This window comes from Streptomyces sp. NPDC127129 (assembly GCF_042671585.1).
Lineage (GTDB): Bacteria > Actinomycetota > Actinomycetes > Streptomycetales > Streptomycetaceae > Streptomyces.
Genome location: NZ_JBHXTV010000004.1, coordinates 255,602 through 277,789 on the forward strand (window position 1 = coordinate 255,602; position 22,188 = coordinate 277,789).

Annotated in this window: 23 protein-coding genes; 11 read left to right on the forward strand and 12 right to left on the reverse strand. The window is 72.2% G+C overall.

Going from position 1 to position 22,188, the window contains the following annotated elements; translation table 11 throughout:
* The first annotated feature begins 49 nt into the window (after positions 1-49).
* The 5 genes from ACFVGW_RS09585 (at position 50) to ACFVGW_RS09605 (ending at position 4,250) form a co-directional block, all read left to right on the forward strand.
* Complete coding sequence (locus tag ACFVGW_RS09585; RefSeq protein WP_385851501.1) at positions 50-1,246, forward strand: PP2C family protein-serine/threonine phosphatase; 1,197 nt, start codon at positions 50-52, stop codon at positions 1,244-1,246.
* 163 nt (positions 1,247-1,409) lie between these two features.
* Positions 1,410-2,024, forward strand: coding sequence for a hypothetical protein (locus ACFVGW_RS09590; RefSeq protein ID WP_385851502.1), 615 nt, complete (start codon positions 1,410-1,412; stop codon positions 2,022-2,024).
* A gap of 226 nt (positions 2,025-2,250) precedes the next feature.
* On the forward strand, positions 2,251-2,619 hold the full coding sequence (locus ACFVGW_RS09595) for a luciferase family protein (protein WP_352190034.1): 369 nt from the start codon (positions 2,251-2,253) through the stop codon (positions 2,617-2,619).
* A gap of 144 nt (positions 2,620-2,763) precedes the next feature.
* Positions 2,764-3,645 (forward strand): YhjD/YihY/BrkB family envelope integrity protein, encoded by an 882-nt coding sequence (locus tag ACFVGW_RS09600; protein WP_383229065.1) that lies wholly within the window; start codon positions 2,764-2,766, stop codon positions 3,643-3,645.
* Positions 3,646-3,749: 104 nt separating this feature from the next.
* Positions 3,750-4,250: an NUDIX domain-containing protein gene (locus tag ACFVGW_RS09605; protein WP_383296818.1), complete on the forward strand. Its 501-nt coding sequence runs from the start codon at positions 3,750-3,752 to the stop codon at positions 4,248-4,250.
* Between the two features lie 63 nt (positions 4,251-4,313).
* Here the strand turns inward: ACFVGW_RS09605 and ACFVGW_RS09610 are convergent, their stop codons facing one another.
* Complete coding sequence (locus ACFVGW_RS09610) at positions 4,314-4,835, reverse strand: hypothetical protein (RefSeq protein ID WP_385851503.1); 522 nt, start codon at positions 4,833-4,835, stop codon at positions 4,314-4,316.
* 171 nt (positions 4,836-5,006) lie between these two features.
* Here ACFVGW_RS09610 and ACFVGW_RS09615 point away from each other — a divergent pair, with 171 nt between their 5' ends.
* Positions 5,007-5,225, forward strand: a complete 219-nt coding sequence (locus tag ACFVGW_RS09615) for a hypothetical protein (RefSeq protein ID WP_385851504.1) — start codon at positions 5,007-5,009, stop codon at positions 5,223-5,225.
* Positions 5,226-5,282: 57 nt separating this feature from the next.
* Positions 5,283-5,780, forward strand: coding sequence for a peptidylprolyl isomerase (locus ACFVGW_RS09620; protein WP_352190039.1), 498 nt, complete (start codon positions 5,283-5,285; stop codon positions 5,778-5,780).
* Positions 5,781-5,882: 102 nt separating this feature from the next.
* On the opposite strand, the gene ACFVGW_RS09625 is transcribed toward ACFVGW_RS09620, so the two are convergent.
* Positions 5,883-6,140, reverse strand: coding sequence for a type B 50S ribosomal protein L31 (locus ACFVGW_RS09625; RefSeq protein WP_352190040.1), 258 nt, complete (start codon positions 6,138-6,140; stop codon positions 5,883-5,885).
* Between the two features lie 112 nt (positions 6,141-6,252).
* Positions 6,253-8,751, reverse strand: a complete 2,499-nt coding sequence (locus ACFVGW_RS09630) for a SpoIIE family protein phosphatase (protein ID WP_385851505.1) — start codon at positions 8,749-8,751, stop codon at positions 6,253-6,255.
* A gap of 136 nt (positions 8,752-8,887) precedes the next feature.
* Here ACFVGW_RS09630 and ACFVGW_RS09635 point away from each other — a divergent pair, with 136 nt between their 5' ends.
* The 4 genes from ACFVGW_RS09635 to ACFVGW_RS09650 all read left to right on the forward strand — a co-directional run bounded on the left by ACFVGW_RS09635 (position 8,888) and on the right by ACFVGW_RS09650 (position 11,563).
* Complete coding sequence (locus ACFVGW_RS09635) at positions 8,888-9,205, forward strand: hypothetical protein (RefSeq protein WP_385851506.1); 318 nt, start codon at positions 8,888-8,890, stop codon at positions 9,203-9,205.
* A 15-nt stretch (positions 9,206-9,220) separates the two neighbouring features.
* Entirely contained in the window at positions 9,221-9,730 is a 510-nt protein-coding gene (locus tag ACFVGW_RS09640; protein ID WP_385851507.1) for a DinB family protein, read from the forward strand.
* Positions 9,731-9,837: 107 nt separating this feature from the next.
* Positions 9,838-11,244, forward strand: coding sequence for an FAD-binding oxidoreductase (locus tag ACFVGW_RS09645; protein WP_385851508.1), 1,407 nt, complete (start codon positions 9,838-9,840; stop codon positions 11,242-11,244).
* Positions 11,245-11,296: 52 nt separating this feature from the next.
* Positions 11,297-11,563, forward strand: coding sequence for a hypothetical protein (locus ACFVGW_RS09650; RefSeq protein ID WP_352190044.1), 267 nt, complete (start codon positions 11,297-11,299; stop codon positions 11,561-11,563).
* A 25-nt stretch (positions 11,564-11,588) separates the two neighbouring features.
* Here ACFVGW_RS09650 and ACFVGW_RS09655 read toward each other — a convergent pair whose 3' ends face one another.
* The 9 genes from ACFVGW_RS09655 to ACFVGW_RS09695 form a co-directional block, all read right to left on the reverse strand.
* The gene (locus ACFVGW_RS09655) at positions 11,589-13,457 is read right to left on the reverse strand and encodes a hypothetical protein (protein WP_385851509.1); all 1,869 of its coding nucleotides are present in this window, start codon (positions 13,455-13,457) and stop codon (positions 11,589-11,591) included.
* Positions 13,458-13,547: 90 nt separating this feature from the next.
* The gene (locus tag ACFVGW_RS09660; protein ID WP_385851510.1) at positions 13,548-13,760 is read right to left on the reverse strand and encodes a DUF4287 domain-containing protein; all 213 of its coding nucleotides are present in this window, start codon (positions 13,758-13,760) and stop codon (positions 13,548-13,550) included.
* A 181-nt stretch (positions 13,761-13,941) separates the two neighbouring features.
* A complete protein-coding gene (locus tag ACFVGW_RS09665; protein ID WP_385851511.1) occupies positions 13,942-15,252 on the reverse strand; it encodes a polysaccharide lyase family 1 protein in 1,311 nt (436 codons plus the stop codon).
* A gap of 61 nt (positions 15,253-15,313) precedes the next feature.
* A complete protein-coding gene (locus tag ACFVGW_RS09670; RefSeq protein WP_385851512.1) occupies positions 15,314-16,654 on the reverse strand; it encodes an ABC transporter substrate-binding protein in 1,341 nt (446 codons plus the stop codon).
* A complete protein-coding gene (locus ACFVGW_RS09675; protein WP_385851513.1) occupies positions 16,651-18,216 on the reverse strand; it encodes a family 43 glycosylhydrolase in 1,566 nt (521 codons plus the stop codon). The genes ACFVGW_RS09670 and ACFVGW_RS09675 overlap by 4 nt, the downstream gene beginning before the upstream one ends.
* Positions 18,213-19,052, reverse strand: coding sequence for a PmoA family protein (locus tag ACFVGW_RS09680; protein ID WP_385851514.1), 840 nt, complete (start codon positions 19,050-19,052; stop codon positions 18,213-18,215). The genes ACFVGW_RS09675 and ACFVGW_RS09680 overlap by 4 nt, the downstream gene beginning before the upstream one ends.
* Positions 19,049-20,215 (reverse strand): Gfo/Idh/MocA family protein, encoded by a 1,167-nt coding sequence (locus ACFVGW_RS09685; RefSeq protein ID WP_385851515.1) that lies wholly within the window; start codon positions 20,213-20,215, stop codon positions 19,049-19,051. The genes ACFVGW_RS09680 and ACFVGW_RS09685 overlap by 4 nt, the downstream gene beginning before the upstream one ends.
* Positions 20,216-20,220: 5 nt before the next feature.
* Positions 20,221-21,147: a carbohydrate ABC transporter permease gene (locus tag ACFVGW_RS09690; RefSeq protein WP_385851516.1), complete on the reverse strand. Its 927-nt coding sequence runs from the start codon at positions 21,145-21,147 to the stop codon at positions 20,221-20,223.
* Positions 21,147-22,103, reverse strand: a complete 957-nt coding sequence (locus ACFVGW_RS09695) for a carbohydrate ABC transporter permease (RefSeq protein WP_385851517.1) — start codon at positions 22,101-22,103, stop codon at positions 21,147-21,149. The genes ACFVGW_RS09690 and ACFVGW_RS09695 overlap by 1 nt, the downstream gene beginning before the upstream one ends.
* Positions 22,104-22,188 lie beyond the last annotated feature (85 nt).

Consider the following 22,188-nt stretch of genomic DNA (forward strand, 5'->3'; position numbering starts at 1 on the left):
GATGTGTGCGCTGTGCGCTTCTCGGGGCCGTCGCGGCGGTGGAGGTGTCTTGTCGGAGCGAGCGGGGGAACAGGCCTCCCTGGTCGAGGAGCACGCGGCGGTCCTGGCCCGGCTGCGAGCCGCGACGGACGCGATCGAGGAGATCGGCTCGCACTCCGACGAGCAGAGTGTCTGTGAGGGCCTGGCCGGGTTCCTCTGCCGGCACGGATTCGAGGCGGCGGCCGTGGACGTACGGCCCGAGGACGAGCCCGGCTGGGCACGCCTCGCCGTGGCCGGCGACCCCAAGCTCGTGGACCGGGTGGAACCGTGGCAGGAGAGGGGGGCTCCCCGCACCTACGCGGACGTGGCCCCCGGCGGCGACCCCGTCCGGGTCGTGTCCGTGGCCCTGGAGCGGCAGGGGCGCGTCGTCGGATCCGTCAGCGCCGTCAGCGCCCGGGCCCACGACCTCCACGAGCACGAGACGGCCATGGTGCACGACGCGGCGCGGCTCGCCGCCGTCCACCTCGGCCACGCCCGCCGGCTCGCCGCCACCGAACGCACCGCCTTCCACCTTCAGCAGGCGCTGGTCGCCGAGCCGGGCCGGCCCCACCCCAATCTGGAGGTCGCGGGCCGCTATCTGCCGGCAGGCGCCAGGACGCTGGTCGGCGGTGACTGGTTCGAGAGCGTACGGCTCCACTTCGGCCGGAGCCTCCTCGTCGTCGGGGACGTGATGGGGCACGGCCTCGACGCCGCCGTCGACATGAACGCGTACCGCACCGCCCTGCGCGACGTGGCCTCCACCGACCTGCCGCCGCACCGCGTACTCCGCCAGCTCGACTCCGTCATCGCCGACGACGGCGGGCTGCGCCCCGCGACCTGCCTGCTCGTCCAGGTCGACCCGGCGCGCGGCGCGGCCACCTTCGCCAGCGCGGGCCACCTGCCGCCCGCCGTCTTCGCCGCGGACGGCTCCGCCGACCTCGTCGACCTCCCCGTAGGCCCCCCGCTGGGCACCGGGGTCGGCGGCTACGAACCCGTGACCCGCACCCTCGCCCCGGCCGACACGCTCGTGCTCTTCACGGACGGCCTGGTCGAGCGGCGCGGCGAGGACATCGACGTCTCGCTCGCCCGGCTGTCCTCGCTCCGCCTGCGTCCCGGATCCAGCCCCGAGGAGCTCGTCGACGAGGTCCTCCAGCGGCTCGACGCGCACCACGCCGAGGACGACGTCGCCGTCCTCGCGGCCCGCATCCGGGAGCGCTCCCAGCCGTAACGGCCCGGTGGGCCGGCCGGGGGGCGCGGTCACCCGGACGCCCCGGCCCCCTTGCCGACCGTCCGCCGAGGCCATCGCATGGAACGGGAGCGGGTCCAGCCGGGTCCGCCACGATCGGCGAGCCCCCGGCGGGCGTGACGCCGAGCAGGACGAAGGGACCGCCGTGTACGTACGCACGCTGTATGCGACAGGAGATCCGGCCCAGCTCGGCGCCGCGGTCGACACCACCGCCTCGGAGGGCCGTGCCCTGGTGTCGGAGCAGCCGGGGTTCCGGGGCATGGGGCTGTTCGTCGACCGGGAGCTCGGCAAGTTCCTGGCGGCGACGTGGTGGGAGGACGAGAGGTCCAGGGACGCCAGCGACGAGGTGCTCCGCGAGACGCGGGCCAGGCAGCTCGCGCCGTTCGCCCAGACCGCGGCCGTCGACAACTGGGAGGCGGCCGTGGCCCGGCCGCCCCGGTCCGTCGGACCCGGCGCATGGTTCCGGCTGGCACGCCTGGAGTTCGATCCCGCCGGAACGGACGCCCTGGCCGAAATCTTCCGGGACATGGCGCTGCCGAGGCTGGAAGCGCTGGCGGGCTTCGAGGGCGCGTCCCTGCTCGTGGACCGCGCCAAGGGCCGGGCGATGGTGGGCGTCGTCTGGAGCGACCGCGACGCCCTGGCCGCCTCACGCGCCGGTGTGGCGGCGATCAGAGGCGAGGCCACCGCGCAGGCGCGCGTGATCACGAGGAGCGTCGAGGAGTTCGAGGTCGTCTACGCCGGCGTCAACCCGCCGTCCTGAACGCGAGACGCCTCCACCGGTGCTTTCGCGTCGTCCGTTCCCGACCGCACTTTCACGCCCTCCACCGGGAAACCCACTCCGACCGGCCCGAACGGCGGTCGCCACGAAGCACGTTGTGAGACGGCAGATGCCGTGTGTGACCAGGGACGGCCGGTTTTCACCACTCGGTGCGATTCTTTCCGCCGGACGCTTGTGCAAGCCCCTCCGTCCCGGCACGCTCCTGGGTATGAACACCGCCCGGCACGCCAGTGAACGTCTGATGAGCTGGCCCTCGCTGGCCCCCGGCCGCGCCCAGTGCGGCGCCGAGCTCGGGCTGCGTAGCGCGACGCACGACATCGTGCACTTCCACGGCGAGCACGAGGCCGACGTCCACCTCACCCGAGCCATGATCGCGAAACTGCGCCCCGCCCTTCTCGGGTCCAGCGCCGTGCGACTGCGCGCCGGTTCGGGGTGGGTGACGGTCCGTCTGGACATGGGGTCCGACATCGACCTGCTGGCGACCCTGGTGAGCGCCGCGCTCCAGGCGTCGTCAGGACACCCGGACGCGGCACCGGACGGCTGCACCCGCACCTGTCTCACGCCCGCCCGCACCTGAACCCACCGACACCGGGCGGGCGCGCCCACGACCGGTCCGCCCGCCCCTCATCCCGTCGTACACCGCAGTCCACGACGGGCCTTCATCCCCCGTTCGGCGGCATGTCGGAGGGGTCCTGCCGCCTGGGCGGGTACTCCCCGTGGCATGCCCCCCACTCCCGGTGCGCCCCACGACGGTGCCCCCACCGAGCACGGTCACTGGTTCCGTCGGCTCCACCGGTCCGTCCTCACCTCGGTCGTCGGGCTCGCCTGGAACCGCGGCCGCGAGGTGGAGCTGATGCATCGCGCCATGGGCTTCGCGGCGCTCAGCCTCCTCACGCTCGTCCCGCTGCTCATCGTCGTCGCCGCGGCCGACCTCGCCAGCGGCCAGGGCTTCGCCCGCTGGCTGATCCAGGGGCTCGGCGTCGCCGAGGTCTCGCAGGAGGAGGTCGAGGAGCTCTTCGGCAAGCCGGGGCAGGCCCTGCAGCGCACCACGGCCTTCGGCCTCGCCGCCCTCGCCGCGTTCGGTGTGACCTTCGGGTCGGCCGTCCAGACCGGCTACGAACGGATCTGGGACATCCCCACCGCCCGCTGGCACACGATGTGGCGCCACGTCGTCTGGCTCGCCGTCCTCGTCGTCGCGCTCCTCCTCTTCGTCACCGCCCCCGTGCCCGCGCAGTCCTCCACGGCCACCACCGTCCTGGTCGCCGTCGGCGATGTGGCCGGCACGTTCTTCTTCTTCTGGTGGTCGCAGCGCTTCCTGCTCTGCGGCCGCATCCGCTGGCGCGCCCTCGCCCCGGGCGCGGTCTGCACGGCTCTGGGGCTGTTCGGACTGCGGATCTTCTCCCAGTTCGTCTTCTCCCCGCTGATCGTCTCCAACGCCTTCACGTACGGACCGTTCGGCACCGTCCTCGTGCTGCAGTCCTGGCTCGTCGGCGTCGGCTTCGTGGTCTACGGCGCCGCCCTCGTCGGCCGCCTCATCCACGAACACCTGGTCCGGCGCCATATCGACCGGCTGCCCGCGGAACTGCCGGACGACCTCGCCTGACCGATCACACGATCCGGTGGACATGATCGCGAGGCCCCGGTCAGGGGCGGGGCGAACGGTTGGATGGAGGTGTTTCACCCGGCCCGTCGAAAGAGAGCTGACCCATGCCGAACACCTGGCTGCCGCCCGCCGACTACATCGCGACGCTGCCGAGGGCGACGGCGTACGCCTGTCTGTACTTCACCGACACCGGCGGCCGGCCCTTCCAACTGCGCGCGACCTACAGCACCGAGCTGTGGCAGTGGCCCGGCGGGAACATGGACCCCGGGGAGACGCCGTGGCAGACCGCGGTCCGCGAGTGCCACGAGGAGACCGGGATCGTCTTCGAGGGCGAGCCGAGGCTCATCGGCACCCACTTCGTCTCCGACCGGGGAGAGGAGTGGCCCGCCAATCACATCGGATTCATCTTCGACGGGGGCGTCCTGACGGACGAACAGCTCGCCGGGGTCGTCCTCGACCCGGACGAGCACAGCGAGTTCCGTCTCCGCAGCCTCGCCGAGTGGGAGCGGGAGATGACGCCGGCGAGCTTCGCCCGGCTCGTCGAGATCGACCGCGCACGACGGGCCGGCGCGACCGTGTACGTGGAGTCGGGCACGGACCTCTGAGCGGACGGCCTCGGACGGCCCGGCGGGGGCGTCACCGGTACGGCCCCGCCGGGGTGTCCTCCCTCAGACCCGGCAGCCGACCGGGTGGTTGATGTCGAGCACGACGCGCTCGGGGGAGTGCAGCGTGCGGACCTTGTAGACGGGCTTCGTGTCGAAGGCCGCCCCGATGGTCACCACACCCTCGAAGTCGCCGGTGAGGGCGACGCCCTTGAGCGTGGGGAGATAGATCTTCAGGAGCCGGGGGCCCTGGTAGACGGAGCGGCCCGACTCGTCGTGTGCGGCGGCGGGGGAGAGCCTGATCTCGAGGAAGTACTTTCCAGCGAGCGGAACCCGCTGGCCCGAGCCGTCGTAGTGGAGTGCCGGGACCGGCGTCACGGTGACCGGGGGCATCGTGCCCCGGACGTCGACGACGAGCCGGTCGAAGGTGGAGTGCCCGCCCCAGCGGGCGTCGACCACGAGAGCGGTCGAGGGCGGCGCCGTCGCCCCCGACCGTTCCGTGGAGGCTCCGGCGGGGATCGTGGCACCGATCCCTGCGGCCAGAACGATGCCGGCGGCCGCGGCCGCGAGGCTCTGACGGTGAAGCATGACGTCCCCCATCTCTGCTGCTACGGGGACAGTGGTGTCAGTAGGAAAGACATCCACCACAACCATACGGTTGCACGGGTTTTGAGGTGAATTCGGGCGATATGAAGTCCGCGTTCCGTTCACCTGGGCCGCGGACCGTAACCCCTCGGCCTCTCGGTAGTTGACCAGGGCATGAAGAAGCGCAGCATGCTCGCCATCGCCTCCCTCGCCGCCGGTGTCGTCACGGCCCTCGTCACCCCGCCGCCGCACGCCTCCGCGGCGGACCACGGTGCGACCGGCACCACCGGACTCCTGCAGAACGACAATCCGGTCGGCCCCCTGCTGGACGGAGCCGCCCCCCTCGTGGCCGACAGCCTCCCCGAGACTCCGGACGCCGGCGGACTGGTGTGACCCTCCGAAGGGCAGCCCGTGCGCGCGCAGCGTGAGCGGGAATGACAGGATGTCCCCATGAGCAACAACGTTTACTTCGACATCACGATCAACGACGAGCCCGCGGGCCGCATCGTCTTCAAGCTGTTCGACGACGTCGTCCCGAAGACGACGAAGAACTTCCGTGAGCTCGCCACCGGCGAGCACGGCTTCGGCTACGCCGGCTCCCCGTTCCACCGCGTCATCCCCGAGTTCATGCTCCAGGGTGGCGACTTCACCAACCAGAACGGCACCGGCGGCAAGAGCATCTACGGCGAGAAGTTCGCCGACGAGAACTTCACCCTCAAGCACGACCGGCCGTACCTGCTGTCGATGGCGAACGCGGGCCGCAACACCAACGGCTCCCAGTTCTTCATCACCACGGTCCTCACCCCGTGGCTCGACGGCAAGCACGTCGTCTTCGGCGAGGTCGTCGAGGGCCAGGACCTGGTCAAGAAGATCGAGTCCCTCGGCTCCCGCTCCGGCGCGACCAGCGCCAAGATCGCCGTCGCCGCGTCCGGCGTCGTCGAGGCCTGAGCCGTACCGCATCCGTACGACCGCCCCCGCAGAGCACCACGCGGGGGCGTTCGTCCGTTTCCCGCGGGCGGCGGTCCGCGGGGGCGGAGCCGACCTGGCGGGTCAGGACTCCTCGTCGCCCTCCCCGTACCGGCGTTCGAACTTCGCGATACGGCCCTCGGTGTCCACCGTGCGCGCCTTGCCCGTGTAGAACGGGTGGCTCTCGGAGGAGATCTCGACATCGACCACGGGATAGCTGTTGCCGTCGTCCCACTCGATGGTCTGCTCGCTCGTCGCCGTGGACCGGGTGAGGAAGGCGAACCCGGCGGAGCGGTCGCGGAAGACCACGGGGCGGTACTCCGGCTGCTTGTCCTGCTGCACACGTCCTCCTCGGGCTGCCTGTCTGATGCCCCCAGCGTCTCCGGCACCGGCCCCGCCGACCAGCGCCACGGGGCCGACCGGGTGAGGCCCCCCCGCACGGTTGGGCGACCGCTCAGTGTGTCCAGCGGGCGGCGAGCAGGACCGCGATGTCGTCCGGGCGGTCGGTGGCCTGCCGGGCGTCCCGGATCAGCCGGTCCGCCGTCTCCGTGAGGGGGATCGACCCGGTGACGGAGAAGGTCCGGCGCAGCCACTCGGTCCCCTCGTCGATGTCCCGGCCCGGACGCTCCACCAGACCGTCCGTGTACAGCGCGAGGACCGCCCCGGGCTCCAGGTGCAGTTCCGTCACCGGATACGTGGCCTCGGCGTCGATCCCCAGGACCAGACCGCCCGCCAGCTCCAGGACCTCCGCCAAGCCGTCAGGGCGCCGCAGCAGTGGCTGAGGATGCCCGGCCCGAACGGCCTGGACCACGCCCGTCGCCGGGTCGAGCACCATGTAGCAGCAGCTGGCGAACTGTCCTGGATCGAGGTCGATCAGCAGCCGGTTCGTACCCATCAGCACGTCCTCGGGGGACTGGCCGCCGAGTGCGAAGGCCCGTACCGCGCTCCGCAGTTGACCCATCGTCGCCGCCGCGGCCACACCGTGGCCCTGGACGTCGCCGACCACCAGGGCCAGCAGCCCCTGCCCGGTCTCGACCACGTCGTACCAGTCGCCGCCCACGTCCATGCCCGTGGTGCCGGGAAGATACCGCGCCACGGTGTCGACGTGGTCGCGGACCGGCAGCCGCGCCGGGAGCAGCGCGTCCTGCAGGCCGCGGGCGAGGGCGGCCTCGCTGTCGTACCGCCGGGCCCGCTCCAGGGCCTGGGCGATGAGCCCGGCCAACGCCGTCAGGACCGTCCGCTCCTCCGGGCTGAAGCCGCGCGGCCGGTCGAAGCCGAGGATGCACGAGCCGACCGGCCGGCCCGAGGCGATCAGCGGCAGGAATGCGCGGGCCCCCGAGAGCGCGTCCAGCGGGAGCTCCGGATAGGCGCGGCTCATCTGCTCGATCGACTCGAAGAACAGCGGCCGGCCGGTCGTGAGCGATTCGACGCCGGGCAGGTGGGCGTCCAGCCCCACACCGTCGAAGGGCTCCAGGAAGCCCGGTGGGAACCCGGTCTCCCAGGCCAGGTACAGATGACGCTCGCTCAGCAGATAGATCGCGAGCTGCCGGCCGCCGAACGCGGGCAGCAGCTCGTCGGTCACCACCGACGAGACCTGGCGGGCCGTGACCGCCTCGCTGAGCGCGATGGCGAGCGCCACCGGCCGGTACAGCGCCGATGCCCGGTCCGCCGGCGAGCCGAGACCGGAGTCCGGCTGGGCGACCGAACTGGGTTTGTAGGCCGGGTCGGTCTCGGGGAGCAGCACGATCGTGACGCCGTCGTGGCCGGGGTAGAGCGAGACCGACAGCCACTCCCCGTCGGGTACGTGGGCCAGGAAGTGCACGGGCTCGTCGGAGAGCAGCGCCGCGCGCAGATGCTCCTCGTACGCGGGATGGCTGAACCACGGCAGGGCCTCCCACATGGTCAGCCCGGCGAGCGAGGCGCGGGGTCTGCCGAGGAGGGCCTCGGTCAGATGGTTCACGTACGTGATCCGGCCCAGGCGGTCGATCGCGATGATGGCCCGTGGCAGCCGGTCGGTGGCGTCCGAGCCGACCAGACCGGTGCCGAGGTCGACCAGGGACCCCTTCAACCGCCCCGGCCGGTCGCCCGCGGCGCGGGCGGAGACCTCCAGGAGGTGGAGCCCGCCGTCGGGGCCCTTGAGCCGGATCCGGCGCGCCATCTGGGCACCCGACTCGGCCGCGCGGCGGGCCATGGTCCACAGCGCGGCGCTGTCCTCCGGAGCGAGGCGCGCCGTCAGCGCCTCCATGGTCCCCGGGAACGGGTCGTCGGTGCTCTCCCCGATGATCGCCCGCAGCCCGGCGTCCGCGGTGACGGTTCCGGTGGTCAGGTCCCAGTCGAAGTAGCCGATGCGGACCGGCTTCGTACCGCCCGAGGGAAGCTGGACGCACACAGGCTCGCCGGGCCACTCGACGACCGTGCCGCTCTCGGCGAGGTTCATGAGGGTGTCCCCGAGCCGGCGCGCCTCCCGCGCCATCCGCATCCGGTCCCGGGAGTTCACCGGTACGCCGGGGCTCGCCGTGCGCAGCACCACGAGCACCCCGAAGCGTTCCCGGCCGCTGACGATCGGCGCGTACAGGGAGGCGAAGGGGAAGGGGAGGCTCGCCACCAGCTGCGGGAACTGGCGCATGGCCTCGTCGACGTCGGAGAGGTGCACCGGCTGGCCCGAGCGGTGTACCTCGGCCACCGGGAACGGACGGTTCGCGTGCATGCGCCACCAGGGCCGGAACAACTCGCCGGGGAGTCCGGCGAGCGCCGCCATGCGCAGCAGATCCGGTGTCCCGGAGCGCAGATAGACGGTGCCCGCGTAGCCTCCGACCGCCTCGATCGAACGCAGCGTGCCCTCGGCCAGAACCAGAGGCAGGGCGTCCAGCAGCCGCCCGTCGGCCTCCACGTTCCCAGGAACGTCCCCGGTCCGGGCCGACGGGGTCGGGCCGGCCTCGCGGTGCGACGTCACACAGACAGGATGCTCCAGGGCCCCGCGGGACCGCATCTCGGGTGGTCGCGCACCGCGTCGGTCCCCTCACATGAGGTCACACACCTGTGCGCGCCCGTGGGTCTGCGCGACCATGGGCGGCGAGAGGCAGGTGGCCATGGACGCGTCCGTGATGACCGCGGTGGTGGCCGCGGCTGTGCTGGTGTGCCGTGCCGCGGTGCTCGAGATGCGTACACCCGGCGCCGGCCGTCGTGCCTGGGCCTTCGTCACCGACCGGCGGGCCCTGGGCGCCGGGGCGGGCGCGGCGCTCGCGCTCGGTGCCGTGGGAGGGGCCACGGTCGGCGGCGCCGCCGTGCTGGTCTGGGCCGGCCTGGCCGGTGTACTCGTCGCCTTGCTGACCGCGGAGCGGAAGCGCCCCCCGGCGGGTGAACCGCCGGAGGATCCGGGTACGTTCGGGGAACGCGACGGATCTTGACGAGGAGCAGCGCCCGTGACCACCGACCCGCGCATCGCACCGCCCCTGCTCGGCGGCGAACGCGAAACCCTCCGCGCCTTTCTCGACTACCAGCGCGCGACGCTCGCCCTGAAGTGCGAGGGACTCGACGACGCGCAGTTGAGGGAGCGCTCCATGGCTCCCTCCACGCTGTCGCTGCTCGGTCTCGTCCGGCACATGGCCGAGGTGGAACGTGCCTGGTTCCGCCGGGTCTTCGAGGACGGTGAGGCGCCGATGGTCTGGTCGGACAAGATCGACTTCCAGGCCGCCTACGACGCGAGCCGGTCGACCCGCGCCGAGGCCTTCTCCGCCTGGGAGGCCGAGGTCGAGACCTCCCGGCGGATCGAGCGGGAGGCCGCGTCCCTCGACCTGACGGGACACCAGCCGCGGTGGGGCGAGGACGTGTCCCTGCGGATGGTCATGGTCCACGTCCTGCTCGAGTACGGCCGCCACAACGGCCACGCGGACTTTCTCCGCGAGGGCGTCGACGGAACCATCGGCGCCTGAGCCGAGCCCCGGGCACGTCAGCGCTCCGGCGCGCCCGGACCGGGCTGGCAGCAGCTCCCGGCGGGTGGGAGCCTGGCAGGAGGAGCCCGATCGGCCGAGGAGTGACGATGGGCGCACCTCCCGCAGCCGCGCGCGTGGACGAGGCGGCCTTCCAGGAGCTGGAACGATCCTTCTCCGGCAGGCTCGTCCGTCCCGACGACCCCGCCTATGACGAGGCACGGCGCATCTGGAACGGATCCATCAGCAAGTTCCCCGCGCTCATCGCGTACTGCACCGGCGTCGCCGACGTCGTCGCGGCGCTGGAGGGCGCGACACGCAGTGGGCTGCCGGTCGCGGTACGGAGCGGGGGCCACAGCTTCCCCGGCCAGTCCCTGGCCGACGGCGGTCTCGTCATCGACACGTCGGCCATGAACGGCATCCGCGTCGACCCCGTGAACCGCACGGTGCGAGCCCAGGCAGGGGTCCTGCTCGGCGCACTCGACCGCGAGACGCAGCACTTCGGGATGGCCGTGCCCGCGGGGATCGTGACGCACACCGGCCTCGCCGGACTGACCCTCGGCGGAGGGATCGGCTGGCTGATGCGCAAGTACGGGCTCACGGTCGACCAACTGCTCTCCGCCGACCTGGTCACCGCCGACGGGGCCTTCGTCACGGCGAGCGCGGACCACGAACCCGAACTCTTCTGGGGCCTGCGCGGCGCGGGCGGCAACTTCGGCGTCGTCACCGAGTTCGAGTTCCGGCTCAACCCCGTGGGGCCCACCGTGCTCGCCGGACCGATCCTCTGGCCGCTGGAAGAGGCGCCGCACGTGCTCGCCTTCTACCGCGAGTGGATCACCGACGTCCCCGACGAGCTGACCACCATCGTCGTCCACCGCAAGGCGCCGCCCCTCCCGTCGATCCCGCCGGAGCTGCACGGCAGGCCCGTCATCGCGGTGATCAGCTGCTACGCGGGGGACATCGAGACCGGACAGCGGGTGCTCCGTCCCCTGCGGGCGTTCGGAACTCCGCTCCTCGACCTCTGCGCGCCCAAGCCCTTCCTCCAGCACCAGTCCATGTTCGACCCGTCGTTCCGCCCCGGCTGGTGGTACTACGTCCGCTCCTGCGACATCGAGCGCCTCGACGACGAGGTGATCGGCATCAGCGCGGCCCACGCCCAGCAGCTCACCTCGCCGCTCTCGACCTGCAACATCTTCCATCTGGGCGGCGCGGTCGCCCGCGTGGGTGAGGACGAGACCGCGTGCAGCGGGCGGAGCGTGGGCCACACCTTCAACATCAACGGCAACTGCTTCGACGCCGAGGGATTCGACGAGGCGAGAGCCTGGGCGCGGGAGTGGTGGACCGCTCTGGAGCCGTACCACGCGGGCGTCTACGTCAACTTCCTCATGGAGGAGGGCCCGGCCCGTGTCGAGCAGGCGTACGGCGCCGAGAAGCTCCGCAGGCTGCGCGCCCTCAAACGGGAGTACGACCCCGGCAACGTCTTCCGCTCGAACCAGAACATCGCCCCGGCGGCCTGACCGCCCGTCCGCGACCGGGCGGGTGTCAGTGCCGGGTGCGATGCTGCCGGGTATGGACGAGCTGATGCGAGGCCGTGTGTACGGCGCCGACCATGACGATCCCCATCCCGGCCCCCGACCCGGACGGGTCTACCGCGAACTGGTGGCCGGCCCCCTGGACGGCCTCCTGCTCGACGTCACGGGATGGACCGCGGGACAGCTCGAGGAGGGGGCCGCCCTCGCCACGGAGATCGGCGCCTACGGCCCGGGCGGTCACGCCCGGTACGGGCCGCGGGAGGGCGACGGCGTGCACTGGGACTGGGAGGGCGACACCCGCTAGCCCCCGGTCACCCCGCCGGCCGCGGTCAGCTGTCGGCCCGCCCGGGGTTTCCGTCGTCTGCCGGCCAGGGGAGGCCGAGCGCCTCGGCGTGCTCCCTGCTGCCGCCTCTGACCTGGGCGAAGGTCTTCGGATCGGTCGTTTCCAGGCGGGCCAGGGCGGCAGCCGCCCTGGCCTCGGGGGGTGTGTCGTCGTCCGGCAGGTTCCACACGAACTGCAGCCACGGCCGGTCCATGTCCAGCCGCCCTCCGGCGAGGCCGTCCCGCGGGGCGAGCCCCGGCTGGTAGGTGAAGGACAGCACCGTGGTGTCCGGATCGCGGTAGTCGGTGCCCACCCACCCGAAGCGGGCGTCCCAGCGCGTCAGGAGGTCGGGCCGGTCACGCAGACCCGCGGCGAGGAGGCGCGCCGTGATCCGGGCCGGCCACGCCCACGAGTGGTCGCTCTCGGCGCGCGCGATCTCGGCGTCGTAGTCGGCCGCGTCGAAGCGGTACGCCGGGAGTTCCGGCTGCCCGCGCCGCACGGACGACGGGCGGCGCCAGTCACGCCAGACGACCTGGTCCCCTTCCCGCTGCACGGTGACGTAGAGGGCACCGCAGCAGCCCTCGGTGCAGTAGGCCTCGGCGAGCTGGACCTCCCGGGGCTCGGCCGTCGCCCGCAGACGCCCGCTGTCGAGCAGCCTCTCCGGCGCGTTTCCGGGACCCAGGCCGAAGGCCTTCGGGAGGAGCGGGCGGCCGTCGATCAGCGGCCGGGTCTCGGCGACGTCCGGGTCGGCGGGATCGCGTACGGCGACCTCGATGCGGAGCCGTGGCGCGCCCACGGCGCGATGGCCGAAGGGCTGCCGGGTCGTGCGCCGGATCCACTGGATCCGGCGGCGTTCGGCGGGGTCCTCGGAGTCGAGGTCTGCCACGGCCGTCCACCCGGGTCCGTGCAGGACGGACTCGAGGGTGTCGAGCAGCGCCTCGCGGCTCCCCGGCCGCCAGGGGAGCAGGCTGCTGGGCCCGCTGTGCAGGTCGAGGGCGAGCGAGAGGAGCGTGGCGCAGTGGTCGAGTGACGGAGGGAGCAGGGCGGCCCGCTCGACGACGGACTCGTACGCGGTGACGGCCTCGTCGTAGAGGAGGATCGCGGGACGGTAGTCACGCTGGCTGGTCATCCGCGAGAGCAGCCTGGCCGCCTGTGCCAGGACGCCCGGGTCGACCGGACCCTCGCGCAGGACGTCGGCGAGCCGGACCGCCTCCGCGATTCTCCGGGCGGTCTCCGGCCCGACGGCACGCGGGCTCGTCGGCACTGACGTCAGGGCGGCCCTCGCGGCCGCGTCGTCGCCGGCCGCGAGGGCATCCACCAGGGGACGCACGGCAGGGTCCTCGACGCGTACGGCGAGCCAGACGAGGGCGGCCGTCGGGCGGTCGAGGCCGTCGAGTACCCGCACGGCATCGACGGTGAGGTCCTGGAACAGGCCGAGGATCCTGAGGAAGGGCACGTCCTCCGGTTCGCCGAGCCGGGCCAGGAGGCCGACGCCGAGGGCGACGGCCGCGCTGCCGGAGCCCGTACGGGTCAGCCGGCGGGCGAGCGCCCGCGCGGCCGTCTCGTCCTCCAGAGGGAGGCCGTCGACGACCCGGCGGACATGGCGGTTCCGGAGGCCCGACTCGTCCAGGCGCCGGTGGACGCCGTCGGCGGCGCGTTCGGGGTCCGGGTCGGTCAGGAAGGGAGTGATGGCGTCGATCGCGGTCTGCCGTGCCTCCCGCAGCTCCGTTGGGGAGAGCGGCCGGGGCGGCGGACCGGGGAGGGGGTAGCCGCCATCGGGGAGGCGGCCGCCGGGCTCCGCGCTGGAGCGGCGGAGCGCGTAGTCGTAGAGGGAGGGCCGAGGGGTGAGCGCGCCGCGCTCGTCCGGGGCGCTCACAGGGCGGAGTGGGACTCGATTCCGTAGGTCATGCGGGGGATCCTGCCAGCCCGGCCGCTCGCGCGCGAGCGAATTGACCGGGCCGTGGGATCACCTGCCGCTGTCCTCGGCGAGAGTGTGCGCGACGAGGGCGTTGGCGTGGCCGTGCCCGATGCCGTGCTCGGCCTTCAGCCAGGAGACGAGCTCCATGTGCTTGGTCAGCGGCGAGGAGCGGATGAGCCCCTTCCACTCGGCGATCGGGCGGCCGTACTTCTTCTCGATCGAGGGGAAGTAGCTCGCGGGGCCCTTCACTGCGTCGGCCATGGCGTCGTGCTCCAGTTCTGTCGCTGCGGTGTGTCTCGTATGGAGGACCGGACGGGCCGCGTGAAGTGATCGGCCGGGGCGTGTGATCCGCGTCACGGAGCCGGGATGGCGTCGGCCGGATTCCGGACTCCGGCCGGCGCCGGGTGGCGGGCGTGGGCCGGCGCCCGCCACCCGGCGCCGGTCAGCGGAGTCCGCCCGCGCCCGCGCGGTGGCCGACGAGGCCGGGGACGGCCCGCGGGTTGTCCACGCGAGCGCGCAGCGTGGGCGTCCAGCCGGCGCCGTCACGCAGGATCTCGCCGGGGAACTCGGCGTTGTGCACGGCGAGGAGGTCGACGGGCCGGCCGTTGACGAGATTGCCCACGGTCGTGACCGGGGCGTCCTTCCACTTCTTGAGGATCGTGCCCACAGGGACGCCCGCCGGCACGGTGAACGCGTTCTTCTCGGCGACGAGCTGGGACTCCTGGCCGATTCCGAGGCTGTACGCGTATCCGGTGGCAGGCACCACGAAATGGTTGTTGTACGCGTCGACCTGACCGAAGCGGACCCGTGGCGCCCGCTCGATCACGTTCCTGAACAGGTTGTGGTGCAGCGTGACCCGCAGCCTGCCGCGGTCGGTGGCGCCCGCGCTGTCGCTGTTGCCGATCATCAGCGTCTTGTCGTGGTCCGCGAAGACGTTCCAGGACACGGTGACCAGGTCGGCGCCGCGCACGATGTCCAGCTCGCCGTCGTGCTGCTGGTACACCTCGCCGTAGTACCTCGGCAGCGAACTGTCGGGGTGGGCACCGTCGGTGAAGGTGTTGTGGTCGATCCACACGTGCGTGGAGCCGTACACGACCATGCTGTCGTACTCGGAGTTCCAGGCCCCGGTGGCCCCGTCGGTGGGGTCCCACTGGGGGAAGCAGTCGAGCGGGCTCTCGACGGTCAGGTTGCGGATCACGACGTTGTCGACGCCCTGGATCTGCACGCTCCCGCCGACGATTCCCGCGTTCCTGCCGATGCCGACGACGGTGGTGTTGGCGGGGACGTACGCCTTGATCGCCCGGCCCTGCGCCTGGGCGGATGCCGCCCGCAGCTCCTCCTGCGGGCCGCTGACGACGGTGTCATGGCCCCACACGGCCGGGTCGTAGTCGGAGAGGTACCGCGGGAAGTCGTAGCCCGGCGCCTCGAACGCCGAGCAGCCCGCGGCCGTGGCATTCAGTGTCCCCTTCACCTTGACGATCCTGGGCTCGGTGCCCGGGACGGCGAGGGCCGCCCGGAACTCCTCCCAGGTGGTGACGGTGAAGACGCGGGAGGCGACGGCCGCCGCGCCCCCGCTCGTCCCCGTGCCCGCCGAGCCCCAGCCGTCCCCGGCTCCCAGCGTCGCGCGGGCGGGGTCCGCCACGGCAGCCTGCGCCGCGGCCCCCTGTGCGGTGGCCGGCGCCGTCAGGCCGCCGGTGAGGGCCAGGACGAGCGCGGTCGCTCCCGTCAGGTACAGGTGTCTGCGTCCACTCATCTGTTCTCCTCGGAGTCGTAGCCGGAGCCGGAGTCGGTCCGGCGGCGCGTCGGTGCGGTGGTCACCGGTTCTGCGACTTCCACTCGGCCTGCGCCGTGTTGAGCTGCTCGGCCAGGCCGTCCAGGAACTCCTTGGCCGTGGACTTCCCGAGCAGCACCTTCTGGAAGGCGGGCTCGTTGTCGGCCTTGGAGAGGGTGTTCCAGTCGGGCAGGTAGTACGGCAACTGCACGATGGTCGCCTTGCCGCTGAAGAGCACCTCGGCGGCGAGCTTCGTCGGCTCCGCCTTCTGGATCCACGGGTCCTGGGCCGCCTCGGTGTTGGCCGGGATGGCGCCGGCCGACTCGTTCCACTTGCTGTTGGACTCGTGCGAGGCGGCGAACTCGATGAACTTCCAGGCCGCCGCCTTGTTCTTGCTGGAGGAGAAGAGCCCGAGTCCGTCGACCGGGTTGGAGACCTGGACCCGCTTGCCGTCGTCCGTCGTCGGGTTGGGGATGCCGCGGAACTTGACCGTGCCCAGCGCCTTCACATGGTCCTTGTAGGAGCCCAGGTTGTGGTTGAGCATGCCGATCTCGCCGCTGTCCCACTGGGCGACCATCTTGGTGAAGTCGTTGTTGACGTCGGCCGCCGGGGTGTTCCTCTTGAAGAGGGCCGCGTACTTCTCCAGGGCCGCCACGTTCGCGGGATCGTTGACGGTCGTCCTGTCGCCGTCCCAGAAGGACGTGATGCCGCTCTGGCCGTACATCGCGTCGAGCGCCTGGGCGATCGAGCCCGCGCCGCCGCGGATCGTGTAGCCGAACCTGTTCTTCTCCTTCGCGGTCAGCTTGTCGGCCGCCGCGTAGAACTTCGACCAGGTGGTGGGCTCTTCGAGACCGGCCGCCCCGAAGAGGTCGGTGCGGTAGTAGAGGACGCCGTTGCTCGCGGAGGTGGGGACGGTGAAGAGCTTGTCCCGGCCGCCCGCGGACCTGACGCTGTCGACCATGCCCGCGTTGAGCTTGCCCTTCAGCACGCCGGACTCGACCCGCGCGTCCAGCGGCTCCAGGGCGTTCTGGGCGGCGATGCCCGCGAGCATGGCGGCGCCGACGCCGCCCACGTCCGGCAGGCCGCCGCCCTGGATGGCGGTGTCGTACTTGGACTGCACCTCGGTCGAGGCGATGCCGACGTACGTCACCTTGATGTCGGGGTTGGCCTTCTCGAAGTCCTTGATGATCTCCTTCCAGACGTCGGTGCGGACACCGCCGTTGTTGTCCCAGAAGGTGATCTCTCCCTTGCCCGAACCCTCGGCGCCCTTGTCGCCGGCGGCGCCGCTGCCGTCGTCGCCGCAGGCGGTGAGGGTCAGGGCGAGGACGGTGGCGAGGGCGAGGGCGTCGGCGGCTCTGCGCCGCCCGCTGCGGAAGATGGTCATCGTCGGCTCTCTTCTCTCGGGGGAGTGTCGTTCGGTGTGATGCGGAACGCGCTGAAGACGGCCGTCCCGGCGGGGCCCGTGCCCGGCGGAGCGGCGGCGAACAGTCCGATCAGGGCGCCCACCCACCGCCAGGGGGTGGCCGCGAAGACCTGACCGGAGTCGGTGGGACCGTCACCCGTGTCGGACGAGAACCGACAGCGGGCACCGTCGTCGATCTCGACGCGCAGCCGGGCCCGGCCGTCCGGGGCGGGCCGCGCGAACGCCGCGTCCCGCTCCCGCTCGGCGGAGACCGGAGCGAATCGGTGGACCAGGAGGACGGTCCCGTCCGCCTGGCGACGGAGCCCGATCCAGCTGTACGCGTCGCCCAGGACCGTGAGCCCGGCACGGGCGCCCGACGCCTCGCCGTCCAGGCGGAGTTCGACCTCGACCGCGCAGGGCCGGGCGGGCAGCCGCTGGGTGAGGAGGTGCGGCAGCCGGCGCAGATCCTCGGTCTCCTCCGTACGGCCGCAGCTCAGCCACAGACCGTCGGCGGAGTGCCGGGTCGTCCAGCCGTCCCGCGGGTTGGCCGTCCACTGCCACTGCCGACCGAAGCGGCCGCCGGGGAAGTCGTCGTCCGTCGCCGGTGCCGAGAGCGGCTGCCGGGGCAGCGCGGGCTTCCGGTGCACGAGGACGGGGGAGCCCGCGTCGCCGAGGACCGGCCAGCCGTCGTCACCCCAGCGCATCGGCTGGAGATGGACCACCCGGCCGTACGCCCCGCGCTCCTGGAAGTGCAGGAACCAGTCCTCGCCCCGCTGCGTACGGACCCAGCCGCCCTGGTGCGGGCCGTTGACCTCCGTACCGCCCTGCTCCAGGACCACTCGTTCCTCGTACGGGCCGAAGAAGCCGCGGGAGCGGAAGGCGCCCTGCCAGCCGGTGGCCACGCCCCCGGCCGGGGCGAGGATCCAGAACCACCCGTCGTGCCGGTACACCTTGGGGCCTTCGAGCGTGAACCAGCCCGGGACCCGGTCGGCGTCGACGATCGTCTTCCCGCCGTCGAGGAGTTCGGTTCCGTCGGCGCTCATCCGGTGGCCGGTGAGCCGGTTGCTGACGCCCGAGCGGGACTTCGCCCAGGCGTGGACGAGAAACGCCTCGCCCGTCTCCTCGTCCCACAGCGGACAGGGGTCGATCAGGCCGCGGCCCGACTTCACGAGGTGCGGGGCGCTCCATCCCTCCCGTACGGAAGGGGAGTTGATCTGCCAGATCCCGTGGTCGGGGTCACCCCAGAAGATCCAGAACCGGCCGTCGTGGTGGCGCAGGGAAGGCGCCCACACGCCCCTGTCGTGCTGGGGCGAGGCGAAGGAGGCCTCCGGGGCCAGCCGCTCCAGTGCATGGCCGACGAGCCTCCAGTTGACCAGGTCGCGCGAGTGCAGGATCGGCAGTCCGGGTGCCCGGCCGAAGCTGGAGGCGGTGAGGTAGTAGTCCTCGCCGACGCGCACGACGTCCGGATCGGACCAGTCGGCGGCCAGGACGGGATTGCGGTACGTCCCGTCCCCGAGGTCCCCGGTGGGCGCGGGCCCTCTCATGCCGTCACCGCCTTGTGCACCAGGGCCGCCGCGCCGTCGCGGTCGAGGCGTCCGTCGGCGACGACGGTGACCACACGGCGCACCGCCGTCGCGCCGGCCGCGAGGGCGAGGCGCTCATGGGAGGCGAGGGAGGAGCCGACCCCCGGGTACGCGGCTGCGCGTACGAACCACGGGTCGCGCCGGGTCTCCTCGGTGGCCCCCGCGAAGACGAGCGTCCAGTCGCGGCCCGTGAGGGCGACCCAGTCCGCACGGGCACCGTGCACGGCCCGTTCGCCCTCCGCGTCCGGACCGAAGACATCCGGCGCGGCGGTCTCCCGAGGTGCCCGCCAGAAGAATCCGCCGTAGGCGGCGCCGGGCCGTCCGTTCGTGGCCGGGCTGCCGAAGGACAGCTTCTCGCCCGAGGTGTTGGTCAGCGAGAAGGCGAGGTCCAGAACCCACGCCGTGTCGTCGAGCGGGACGGCGGAGACGGTGCGGCGCTCACGGAGCAGGACCCGGCCTCCGGCGACCCAGCCCAGCTCCGCCACGAAGCCGCCGTGGTCCCGGCGTGTGAACCCCTCGTGCCGCTGCACGCCGTGGTTGTCGAGGACGGTCGGCCCCCGGCCGCGGACGAAGGTACGCCCGCCCCAGAAGTTGAACCCCGCGACGTCGGGGACGGCGACCCCGGCGCCCAGATGGTGCGGATGGTCGGCGGGCAGCTGCTCGGTGACCGTGACGCCGCCGAGTGTCGAGACGGGGTGCAGATACGGACGCGGTGAACGGCCGGGGCCGGTCGCGGGCCGCAGGACGTAGTGCGCGACGGGGCGGCCGGCGCAGCGCAGTACCGTCGGGTCGCTCATCGGCACACCACCTTCGGGGGCAGCGGCGCCCAGGGGGCGCCGAGTTCGGAGTAGAGGCCGAGGGTGTCGGCGCACGCGGCGACCAGGCCGTCGATGCCGGGGACCACCCGGCGCGGCGCGCCTGCGCCGGTCTCGGAGCGCCAGGCGTCCGCCGGGAGTTCCAGCGGGTCCGGAGCGAGCCGGACCGCCTCGACCACCCGCATGAACGCCCCGGTCGCCCCCGGCGGAACGAGCAGTTCGGCGCCGCCGCCCACATGGGCGACCAGGTTCTCCAGCAGATCGGTCCGCCCGTACACGGTCTCCTCGGGACCGTGTCCGGCCCGCTGGAGGAGCACCCGGTCCTGCTTGTACCAGAAGGTGATCCGCCCCCGGCTCCCGTGCACCACGACGTACGGCTCCGAGGCCGTCTCGGCGCAGAGCGTCGCCGCCACGCCGACCCTGGTTCCACGGGTGGTGAGGATCCGTACGCACGAGGTGTCGTCCGACTCGATGGCGTACGCCCGCAGCAGCTCGGTCTCGATGAACTCGACGTCCTCCGCGCGCGGGGCACCGGCCAGGGCGAGCGCGGTCGCCACCGCGTGTGCGAGCGGATTGGTGAGGGCGCCGTCGACCACGTCGACGCCGTCGAGCCTCCGTCGGCCCGCCCAGGGAGCACGCCGGAAGTACGCCTCGTCGCGGACCCAGGCTCCGGCCCCGCCGACACCGAGGAGTTCGCCGATCGCGCCCTCCCCGATCAGCCGCCGGATCGCGGGAACGGCATGGGAGCCGAGCGACTGGAAACCGATCTGGCAGGCCACCCCGGCCGCGGAGACCCCGTCTGCCATCCGCCGGAACTCGGCGTACGACGGAGCCGGGGGCTTCTCCAGGAGCAGATGCGCCCCGCGGCGGGCGGCGGTCAGGGCGAGGTCGGTGTGGGTCTGGATCGGGGTGCAGACGACCGCGATCCCGGCGCCCGTCGAGGCGAGCAGCGCGTCGAGGTCGTCGGACTGCTCGGGCGTACCGAAGCCGGCCAGCTCCTCCGCGTCGAGCGGCCGCAGCTCGCAGACGCCGGCGAGCCGTACGAGCCCGAGGCGTTCGAGCCGGCGGATGTTGACCAGATGCGACCGCCCGTGACCGCGGGCGCCGGCCAGGACGACGGGAAGGGGCACAGGAGCGGAGGACATGGCGGTCATCCCTTCACCGCCCCCGCGCTGAAGCCGGTGACCAGCCACTTCTGGATGAAGGCGAACACGATCACCACGGGCAGTGCCGCGATCACACCACCCGCGGCCAGTGCGCCGAGATCCACACTGTCCGCACCCATCAGCGTGTTGAGGCCGACCGGGATCGTCTGCTTCTCCTGGCTGCTGAGGAACATCAGGGCGAACAGGAAGTGGTTCCAGGAGTGGACGAAGGCGAACGAGCCGACCGCCACGAGCCCCGGCCTGAGCAGCGGCAGCACCACGATGCGAAAGGCGCCGAACCGGCTGCAGCCGTCGACCCAGGCCGCCTCTTCCAGGGAGTACGGCACGTTCCTGATGAAGCCGCTGATCAGGATCATCGACAGCGGAAGCTGGAACACGGTCTCGGCGATGATGACGCTGCCCAGCGAATTGATCATGCTCAGGCTGGCGAAGATCTGGAACAGCGGGACGAGCAGCAGGGCGCCGGGCACGAACTGGGAGCAGAGCAGGGCCAGCATGAAGCCCTTCTTGATCCGGAAGTCGAACCGGGCCAGCGCGTAGCCGCCGGCCAGTGCGACGACCGTGGTCAGCACCAGCGTCGCCACCCCGATGAGCAGGCTGTTCTGGAAGAACGTGGCGAAGCTGCGCTCGTTCCAGACCTTCTCGAAGTGGGCGGTCGTCATCGGCCAGGGCAGGAGCGAGGTGGAGCCCGCGGGGCGGACCGCGAAGAGCACGATCCAGTAGAACGGGACGAGGGTGAAGAGCAGATAGATGCCGAGCGGCAGGTAGATCTGCAGGCGCGGGGCCTCGTCCCAGGCGCGCCGCCGTGTGCGGCGCGGGGTCGGAGGCCTACGGGTCGGGGGTGCGGCGGCCACCGTGCCGGCCGCGACGGCCGGCGCCGCCGGCGCCGAGGTGGTGGCGTTCCGGGCCATCACGTGCTCTCGCCTCCGAACTTGCTCAGGCGCAGATAGACCATCGAGCAGAAGAGAAGGATCACGAACGCCACCGTCGTCAGGGCGGAGGCGTAACCGAAGTTGTGGGCGTCGACACTGGTGTTGGCGATGTAGAGGGGGAGCGTCGTCGTCTCACCCGCGGGTCCCCCGCCCGTCAGCGTGTAGAGCAGGTCGACGTTGTTGAACTCCCACACCGCGCGCAGCAGGGTGGAGAGGATGATCGCGTCCTTCAGATGCGGCAGCGTGATGTGGACGAACTGCCGTATCCGCCCCGCTCCGTCGACCTCGGCGGCCTCGTACAGATCCTTCGGCACGGACTGCAGGTCGGCGAGGATGAGGATCGCGAAGAACGGCACCCCGCGCCAGAGATCGGCGACGACCACCGCGGAGAAGACCGTGGACGTGTCGGAGAGCCACGACGTCCCGTACTCGCCGATGCCCAGGTCCGCGAGGTAACGGGTGATGCCCGTCTGGGAGTTGTAGAGCAGCACCCAGATCGCCGAGGTGAGCACCCCCGAGACGGCCCACGGGGAGAAGACCAGCGCCCGGCCGAGCGCCCGGCCGACGAAGGACTGGTTGACGATCAGGGCCAGCGCGAGTCCGAAGAGCAGCTGCAGCGTCACCTCCACGGCGACCCACTTCAGACTGAAGGTGAGCGTTCCCCAGAAGTGCGGGTCCTCGGTGAGGATCCGGGTGAAGTTCTCGAAGCCGGCGAAGCCGTTCCGCCAGGGCTTCGTCGGGTTGTGGTGCTGCAGGCTGTAGTAGAAGACGCTGAGCACCGGATAGGCGATGAAGCCCAGCATCAGCAGCGCCGCCGGGGCGATCAGCAGATACGGCAGACGGCGTGGTGCCACTCCGGTACCGCGGCGGGGACGGGTGCGTCCCGGGGGTGTTCTCGCTGGTGCCTTGGGCGGTGGGGTCACGGCTGTGGCCATGACGGCGGCTCCGTTCTCGGGCGCGATGCGCTTCGCAGACGGTGTTCGACATACCGAACGAGGAGGGGCTGGGGTGGACCGGGCC

What these genes read in the sequence shown, in the direction of transcription:
- ACFVGW_RS09645 (WP_385851508.1), top strand. Translation starts at nt 9,838, where the DNA reads ATGGGCGCACCTCCCGCAGCCGCGCGCGTGGACGAGGCGGCCTTCCAG.
- ACFVGW_RS09695 (WP_385851517.1), bottom strand. Translation starts at nt 22,103, where the DNA reads ATGGCCACAGCCGTGACCCCACCGCCCAAGGCACCAGCGAGAACACCC.
- ACFVGW_RS09605 (WP_383296818.1), top strand. Translation starts at nt 3,750, where the DNA reads ATGCCGAACACCTGGCTGCCGCCCGCCGACTACATCGCGACGCTGCCG.
- ACFVGW_RS09610 (WP_385851503.1), bottom strand. Translation starts at nt 4,835, where the DNA reads ATGCTTCACCGTCAGAGCCTCGCGGCCGCGGCCGCCGGCATCGTTCTG.
- ACFVGW_RS09620 (WP_352190039.1), top strand. Translation starts at nt 5,283, where the DNA reads ATGAGCAACAACGTTTACTTCGACATCACGATCAACGACGAGCCCGCG.
- ACFVGW_RS09665 (WP_385851511.1), bottom strand. Translation starts at nt 15,252, where the DNA reads ATGAGTGGACGCAGACACCTGTACCTGACGGGAGCGACCGCGCTCGTC.
- ACFVGW_RS09690 (WP_385851516.1), bottom strand. Translation starts at nt 21,147, where the DNA reads ATGGCCCGGAACGCCACCACCTCGGCGCCGGCGGCGCCGGCCGTCGCG.
- ACFVGW_RS09635 (WP_385851506.1), top strand. Translation starts at nt 8,888, where the DNA reads ATGGACGCGTCCGTGATGACCGCGGTGGTGGCCGCGGCTGTGCTGGTG.
- ACFVGW_RS09685 (WP_385851515.1), bottom strand. Translation starts at nt 20,215, where the DNA reads ATGTCCTCCGCTCCTGTGCCCCTTCCCGTCGTCCTGGCCGGCGCCCGC.
- ACFVGW_RS09670 (WP_385851512.1), bottom strand. Translation starts at nt 16,654, where the DNA reads ATGACCATCTTCCGCAGCGGGCGGCGCAGAGCCGCCGACGCCCTCGCC.
- ACFVGW_RS09650 (WP_352190044.1), top strand. Translation starts at nt 11,297, where the DNA reads ATGGACGAGCTGATGCGAGGCCGTGTGTACGGCGCCGACCATGACGAT.
- ACFVGW_RS09680 (WP_385851514.1), bottom strand. Translation starts at nt 19,052, where the DNA reads ATGAGCGACCCGACGGTACTGCGCTGCGCCGGCCGCCCCGTCGCGCAC.
- ACFVGW_RS09675 (WP_385851513.1), bottom strand. Translation starts at nt 18,216, where the DNA reads ATGAGAGGGCCCGCGCCCACCGGGGACCTCGGGGACGGGACGTACCGC.
- ACFVGW_RS09595 (WP_352190034.1), top strand. Translation starts at nt 2,251, where the DNA reads ATGAACACCGCCCGGCACGCCAGTGAACGTCTGATGAGCTGGCCCTCG.
- ACFVGW_RS09615 (WP_385851504.1), top strand. Translation starts at nt 5,007, where the DNA reads ATGAAGAAGCGCAGCATGCTCGCCATCGCCTCCCTCGCCGCCGGTGTC.
- ACFVGW_RS09660 (WP_385851510.1), bottom strand. Translation starts at nt 13,760, where the DNA reads ATGGCCGACGCAGTGAAGGGCCCCGCGAGCTACTTCCCCTCGATCGAG.
- ACFVGW_RS09600 (WP_383229065.1), top strand. Translation starts at nt 2,764, where the DNA reads ATGCCCCCCACTCCCGGTGCGCCCCACGACGGTGCCCCCACCGAGCAC.